Origin of the sequence: Mesorhizobium sp. M5C.F.Ca.IN.020.29.1.1 (assembly GCF_003997375.1) — a bacterium.
In the GTDB taxonomy this organism is placed as follows: Bacteria; Pseudomonadota; Alphaproteobacteria; order Rhizobiales; family Rhizobiaceae; genus Mesorhizobium; species Mesorhizobium wenxiniae.
This window is the reverse complement of the sequence record NZ_RZSW01000355.1, coordinates 1-6572: the sequence shown is the minus strand read 5'-3', so window position 1 is coordinate 6572 and position 6572 is coordinate 1. Positions and strand designations below refer to the sequence as shown.

The following is a 6572-nucleotide window of genomic DNA, read 5'->3' as shown; positions in this document are numbered from 1 at the left end:
CTGTATACATGTAGACTGGTAGAGAATATTTACTTATCTTCGATAAGTATCTCTCCAGGCCCCATGATGGTATTTAGTGTTTTCTTCGTGACAGGTGTCGGCGCTACACTCATCATAGCATCGATGGACAGGGCGATAAGAAATGCAGATCTGATTTTTGTTATGAATACTCTTTGTGTTATTTTTCTCATTGGACTTTATTTAAACAGGGACGTGCTGTTCGTGAGTCAGGACCAAAGAATGACTCTTGACAAAATCAACCCGATAGCAATGGGGCACACGGCATTCGCATTTTTGATATACTTTTTCCTTGTCTTGGGAAAGACAAAAAAATTAACGATCCAATCCGCGATACTTGGTCCGCTGCTATTGTTGGTTGTTGTATTTTCCCGGTCTCGCGGTGCATACATTGCTGGCGCGGGGGCACTATTGGTCTACATATTGTTGCTTAAAGGCTCGAAAAGAGTGTTCGCCATATTGGGAGCATTGGTTGTCGCCATGGCAATTTTGGCGAGCAGCGGCGTGGAACTCATCGACGTTGTCATTGCGAGACTTCAGACGATCAACGTGGATGCCGATCAATCGACGATGATACGAAGTCAATTGTTCGCTGGAGCCTGGTCGCAGTTTCTAGAAAGCCCGGTGTTCGGGCGTTACGCGGTCGAGATGCGGTTCAATTTCTATCCTCACAACATCTATCTTGAATCCCTGATGGCGGTGGGGGCGCTCGGATCATTGCCGTTTGCGGCTCACATAGCGTTGGCACTCAGATCGACGGTCGGTATCATTCGATCCGGCAAATTCCCGCTCGCTGCGGTGCTGGCTGCGGTGCTATTTATCAGGGAAGCGATCGCCGGCCTGGCAAGCGGCAGCCTATGGGGAAATTCGCTATTCTGGGTCACCTCCGCTCTGACAATATCGTTTTGGTATGGATACCAGGGATTTCTTGCCAAAAACCGCAATCCAGAAATTAAGGCTTACTAGGCGGCGGGCCTATTAGAGTTGAGTGTCCCTTAACCGATCAGTAGGCCGACAGTGAATTGAAGTCCTATTTCGATCGGTATCAGCGTTGGTTTCGTCCTCAATGTGGTCGAACTTCGCGGCTGCCGGCACTCGCGCCGTGCCCGCGGGATGCCGCTGGTCGGCCAACACGGATCGCTATCAGCGCTCCAGGACTCCGAGATTAAATTCCAACGGGAACCAACCATGCGCATTTTTCAAAATTCCGGGATCTCGCCGAGCTACCGGGCCAGACTCGCCGGACTGGTGGCGGGGGTTCGTGGGTTCGAGCCGCAGAAAGAAGTGTTTTTGAACGATCGCTACGGCGCGGCGCATATCCTGCTGCCGATGCACGCCGGCAGCCCTGAAGCCTTTTTTACGAACGGAGACGACGAATCGCTGCAGCGGGCATGGGCCCTCGAAAATGGGCTGGGCGAAGATGCATCGCTGGCCGATATCCTTCTTGCCCAGATCGAGCATCATAAGACGGACATCTTCTACAACCTTGATCCATTTCGTTACGACGCCTCTTTCCTGCGACGGCTGCCGAGGCATGTGAAGCGAAAGATTGCTTGGCGTGCTGCGCCAGGCAGGATCGATTTTTCCGGTTATGATCTCGTCGTTTGCAATTTCCAGTCGATGCGAAGGCTTTGGGAAGAGCAGGGCGCCAGGACCGCCCACTTCTTTCCTGCTCACGATCCGGAACTCGATGCTGTTGCCGCGAACCGGAACAGGGACATCGATGTCCTTTTTTTCGGGGGCTACAGTCGTCATCACCAGCGCCGCAGGCAGATTTTGGAAGCTGTCGCAAGTCTATCCAGCCGCCGACGCGTCGTCTTCCATCTCGACCTGTCGCGTTATACGCCACTCGCCGAGACGCCGCTTGGCTGGTTCGGTCCCCTGCGCGCGGTGCGCCGGCCGCGCATTATCCGCAGTGTCAGCGCGCCTCCTGTATTCGGTCGCGCTATGTATGCCGAACTCGGAAGAGCCAAAGTCGTGGTCAACGCGTCGATCGATATGGCGGGTCCGGACCGTGGCAACATGCGCTGTTTTGAGACGATGGGCGCTGGCGCTCTGCTGATATCCGATTCCGGCAATTATCCCGCACCGATGCGCGACGGGGAAACCATGGTCGTCTACGAGCAACCGCAGGACGCATTGGATAGAATCGAACAGCAATTGGATAGCGGAACCTGGGACGAGATCGGCCGGGCGGGGAACCGCGCAATTCGCGAAGAATACAGCAAAAGACGCCAGTTTGAGCGGTTTCTCGAATTGGTATAGCTGACGATCGATTAGTCTATGGGATCTTTCTCAGCTCCCGAAGGAAACTCAAAGTGGCCTGCCACCACTCCGCTTTTTCATCCCATTTCGCTGGCCGATAGGGCGAATTGCTGCCGATGGTGCCCCATATAACGATTCCGTCAGCCAGCCTCCTGCAAGTGTCGAGTTGGGCATACCAGAGGTCGCCCGGCAGAAAAGCAAAAGTCTTGTGAAACTGCGGCCATAGAAAGCAGTAGACTGGCTTTCCTTGTGAAATCCTTCGTGCTTCCCCGATATTGGCTTGCGCATAGGCCACCCAAGCGTCCTTGTCGCCGTAAAATGTATACAGGGAGGGGAATAGCGCATCGACATAAGGGACGAGGGAGGATGCGATCTTGGTGTTTTGCTGCTTCCAATCGTCCAGTTCAACTGCGCCCTGATGGCCGATCGCTCTCCAATGGTCCCTGATCGGCAAGACAGCATAAAGGCCAAGCTTGACGCTCGGGTCTGCCTTTCTGAATGCGCTGAGCGTCTTCTGGTATTTCGCGATTGACGATGCTTGATCAGGCCCCTCCAAGGGCCAGCTTTCAATGTCGATATTGAGATATTCGTTGCTCCTCGGCCGTGCCAGAGCTTTCTGCACTTGGCCGGCGTCAGGAACGTCATGTCCCAGAACATGAGGGTCTACGATCGTGAGATGCTCGAAACCGAACGAGCGGAAATCGGGCCCGCCGGCGAAGTTCATAGCCTCGAAAAGCCTGAATGGGGTGCGCGTTTGCGCCGTCGCCGGCCATGAGCCGGCTAGAAGGCATATCGCGCAGAATAATGTCTTGAAAAACATGATGCTCCGGGCCGTCAACGGGGTGAGTTTTACGCGGACGAAATTCGCGCGGTTCTAATTCTGGTGACCTGAACTTGACGAGTCTGGAAACGGTAGCTTAGCTGGACGCCTGGAACAACCTCCTGACCAAAGCGTGATCGACGCCGGAACGGTGGACGGGCGAAGCATCCAAGCCTATGACCGAACGCGCTGTCGCACGCGTCGAGCTGAGCCTTGCGGCGCTGTTGTGGGCGCATCTACAAATCTGACGAGAAGGTCGAGATCGTTGTGACAAAGAAGGTGCCGCCTTACGCAGTTGTCGCCGGAAATCCGGCGCGGATGATCCAGCATATGGTTTCTCTCGATGCCTGAAGCGGCCATGAGTTGGGAAGACGCCGTCCGCTGGTGCATGAGCGAGCCTTCAATGAAAGAACTCGCCCGCGCCGCCTATTTCGACGATCCAGTCGTGGCCGCGCAGCGCTATCACCAAAGCGCGGAGTTCGACGCGGTTCGCAGTATGATCCCGCGCAAGGTGGGTCGTGCTCTCGATCTTGGCGCCGGCAACGGCATTCTCTCCTATGCCTTGGCGCGCGAGGGGTGGTCTGTAACCGCTGTAGAGCCCGATCCGAGCGCACTCGTCGGTGCCGCTGCGATCCGGGCGCTTGCCGAAAGCACAGGCACGCCCATCGATGTGGTCGAAGCGTTTGGGGAGGCGATCCCGTTGTCCGCCGCAGGCTATGATTTGGTCGTCGCACGGCAGGTGCTCCATCATGCCCATGACCTTCCGGCTTTCTGCCGCGAAATGGCGCGTCTCTCTCGCGAAGGCGCGACGGTGCTGTCGTTGCGTGACCACGTGGTCTCCGGGCCGCAGCAACTCGAGCCTTTCCTGCGCGCCCACCCGCTTCATCATCTCTACGGTGGAGAGAACGCCTTTACGCTGGCGGGCTACCGCGCTGCAATCCAGGGGGCCGGGCTGACGATCGATCGCGAATTGATCTCGTTCCAGTCCGTCGTGAATTATGACCCAATGACACCATCGGAGATTCGCGAGAGGCTCGCCAAAATCTTTGGTCCGTTTTCCCCGGTTGTTCGCCTGGCCCTTTCGCCTGTGCCCTTTGGTGCCGTCGCCAGGGTTGCCGCCTCGCTTGATCGCCGGCCTGGGCGCTTGGTCTCTTTCCTTTGCCACAAGCACGGGAAGGACTGATTTCTTGACGCAATCAAAAGAGGCAAAGCCTGTCTGGGTGACCGGGGCCGGCGGTTTCATCGGCCTGCACCTCGCTCGTTTTCTTGGTCAAAAGGGCTGCCATGTCATCGGCTTCGGTCGAAAAGAAGCACCGGGTTTTGCGTTGGCCACCGGCGGCGTATTTTTTTCCGGAGCAATAGCCGTGGAAACAATGGATGCGGCTCTGGCAGCACATGGTCGCCCATCGGCCGTGTATCATTTGGCGGGTGGCGCGACGGTCGGCCAGTCGATTGCCGATCCCCTGAAGGACTTTGAACAAAGCGTTGTCTCTGCGGCTCGTGTCCTCGATTTCTTACGCCGACGCGCACCCGATGCACCTGTCGTTCTTGCATCCTCTGCGGCCGTCTATGGCGGCGGCCATGCGGGTTCGATCAGGGTCGACGCGGCGCTTGATCCCTATTCTCCCTATGGCTATCACAAACGCATGGTCGAGGAGCTTGGCCGGTCTTATTGTGCCGCATACGGCCAGCCAGTCTCGGTGGCTCGCCTCTTTTCGGTCTATGGCGAAGGGTTGCGCAAGCAATTGCTCTGGGATCTCTGCGGAAGGCTCGCGGCAGGCGAAACCGACATTGTGCTTGGCGGCACGGGTAGGGAAATGAGGGATTGGCACCATGTCTCGGATGTCGTGCGGTTGATCCATCGCATTTTGCCTGCCGGCGAACCGCGCTTCGCCGTCTATAATGGCGGTGCGGGCGCTCCTGCGTCCGTCAGCACGATTTCCAGCATGGTTTTGGAGGCCTGGGGAGGGAACCATCGCCTCTCGTTCTCTGGAGAATCCCGGCGGGGCGACCCTGTCAATCTGATCTCGGATCCCTCCGGCGTCCCGGAGGGGCTTCAGTTGCAGGTGCCGCTCAGCAGGGGCATTGCCGGCTATGTGGATTGGTATCGCGCTGAAATTCTCGCCGAGCCGGTCGGTCATCTTCGACGCTCCGCGCCTTGATTACCGTCGGCTTCACTCTCATCGGCCGCGGAACTTGGTCAGGCGGCGAGTCCTATCTACGCAACATGCTGAGCGTCATAGCCTCTGAGTTGCGTGGTAAGGTGCAGGCGAAACTTTTTCTTGCCCCTGAGCAGCATTCAAGCATTGGCGCGTCCTTCGATCATATGTTGGCTGCGCCTGCTATTGTTGATGACCGGGTCACGGGCGCCGGGCTCGGCAGGCGAGGGCTGATCGCACTTGCTGGCGGAAGTGACCGTCCCTTCGCGGATCTTGTCGCTGCGCAAGGCATCGATGTCGTGTTTGAAGTCGCCCAGTGGTTCGGCAACCGGTTTCCAGTGCCGGTCGTTTCCTGGATTCCGGATTTCCAGCACCGTCGTCTGCCGCACCTCTTTCCGCGTAGCGCCTGGTGGCGCAGGGATCTCGGCTATCGCCTGCAGACGTCCGGAAATCGCACCATAATGCTCTCGAGTGGGGACGCGCTGGCGGACTGCAAAAAATTCTATCCGGCCTCGCGCAACAAGACCGCTGTCGTGCGTTTCGCTATCGATCTCGATCCAGCCGCAATCCTGGCGCGCGCCGACGAGGCGCGCCAGGCGCATGGGGTGCCCGAGCGTTTCTTCTTTCTCCCCAACCAGTTCTGGGTCCACAAGAACCACAGGCTGGTCGTAGAGGCGTTGAAGCACATAGGCCAGATTGGAGCTTTGGACTCCTTGCCGCCGATAATCCTCACGGGGCGCACCACCGATCCGCGCGACCCGACATTGTTCAAGCGCTTGATGGAGCTTGCGGAAACGCACCGGCTCGGAAGCCATTTTCGACACCTCGGATTGATTCCCTATGACGATGTCGTCGCCCTGATCGGTGCCGCAGACTATCTCCTGAACCCTTCGCACTTCGAGGGGTGGTCAACCACGGTCGAGGAAGCGAAGTCGCTGGGCACGCCGATGCTGCTGTCCGACATTCCACTGCATCGCGAGCAGGCGCCGGAATCGCTCTTCTTCGCACCCGATAGTGCAGAAGCGCTGGCGCAGCGACTCTTGGAAGCCGGGCAGCGCCCACGCTTAGCCCGCGACAGTGTCGCCGTGCTGCAAAGTCGGCAACAAATGCGCCGCCGAGACTACGCGGCAGCGCTCCTTGCTTTGTTTGAAAATGTCAGAGGTGTCACCCAATGAGCGAGCGGATCGTCAGTTTTGTCATGAGCGGCGGCGTTGGCTCACGGCTGTGGCCGCTGTCGCGCGAGGACAATCCCAAGCAGTTCCACGATTTTTCGGGTGATGGCTCGATGCCGGCCAAGACGCTGCGCCGGC

7 protein-coding genes are annotated in these 6572 nt (G+C 57.7%); 6 read left to right on the top strand and 1 reads right to left on the bottom strand.

Going from position 1 to position 6572, the window contains the following annotated elements; all coding sequences use genetic code 11:
• Nucleotides 1-984, top strand: a 984-nt coding sequence (locus EOA85_RS23880; RefSeq protein WP_206523354.1) for an O-antigen ligase family protein, incomplete at its 5' end; no start/stop codon positions are given.
• 222 nt (nucleotides 985-1206) lie between these two features.
• Nucleotides 1207-2283, top strand: a complete 1077-nt coding sequence (locus EOA85_RS23875; protein ID WP_127211405.1) for a glycosyltransferase — start codon at nucleotides 1207-1209, stop codon at nucleotides 2281-2283.
• A 16-nt stretch (nucleotides 2284-2299) separates the two neighbouring features.
• Here the strand turns inward: EOA85_RS23875 and EOA85_RS23870 are convergent, their stop codons facing one another.
• Entirely contained in the window at nucleotides 2300-3103 is an 804-nt protein-coding gene (locus EOA85_RS23870) for a hypothetical protein (protein WP_127211404.1), read from the bottom strand.
• Between the two features lie 445 nt (nucleotides 3104-3548).
• Between EOA85_RS23870 and EOA85_RS23865 the strand changes: the two genes are divergently transcribed.
• The 4 genes from EOA85_RS23865 to EOA85_RS23850 all read left to right on the top strand — a co-directional run.
• Nucleotides 3549-4286, top strand: a complete 738-nt coding sequence (locus tag EOA85_RS23865) for a class I SAM-dependent methyltransferase (RefSeq protein WP_245485977.1) — start codon at nucleotides 3549-3551, stop codon at nucleotides 4284-4286.
• Nucleotides 4287-4290: 4 nt separating this feature from the next.
• The gene (locus tag EOA85_RS23860; protein WP_164759838.1) at nucleotides 4291-5265 is read left to right on the top strand and encodes an SDR family oxidoreductase; all 975 of its coding nucleotides are present in this window, start codon (nucleotides 4291-4293) and stop codon (nucleotides 5263-5265) included.
• Nucleotides 5262-6437 carry a glycosyltransferase family 1 protein gene (locus EOA85_RS23855; RefSeq protein ID WP_127211401.1) on the top strand — a complete coding sequence of 392 codons (1176 nt, stop codon included), beginning with the start codon at nucleotides 5262-5264 and terminating at the stop codon, nucleotides 6435-6437. Before EOA85_RS23860 ends, EOA85_RS23855 begins: the two co-directional genes overlap by 4 nt.
• On the top strand, nucleotides 6434-6572 hold a 139-nt coding region (locus EOA85_RS23850), incomplete at its 3' end, for a sugar phosphate nucleotidyltransferase (RefSeq protein ID WP_164759837.1). The genes EOA85_RS23855 and EOA85_RS23850, both read left to right, overlap by 4 nt.

What these genes read in the sequence shown, in the direction of transcription:
- EOA85_RS23875 (WP_127211405.1), top strand. Translation starts at nt 1,207, where the DNA reads ATGCGCATTTTTCAAAATTCCGGGATCTCGCCGAGCTACCGGGCCAGA.
- EOA85_RS23870 (WP_127211404.1), bottom strand. Translation starts at nt 3,103, where the DNA reads ATGTTTTTCAAGACATTATTCTGCGCGATATGCCTTCTAGCCGGCTCA.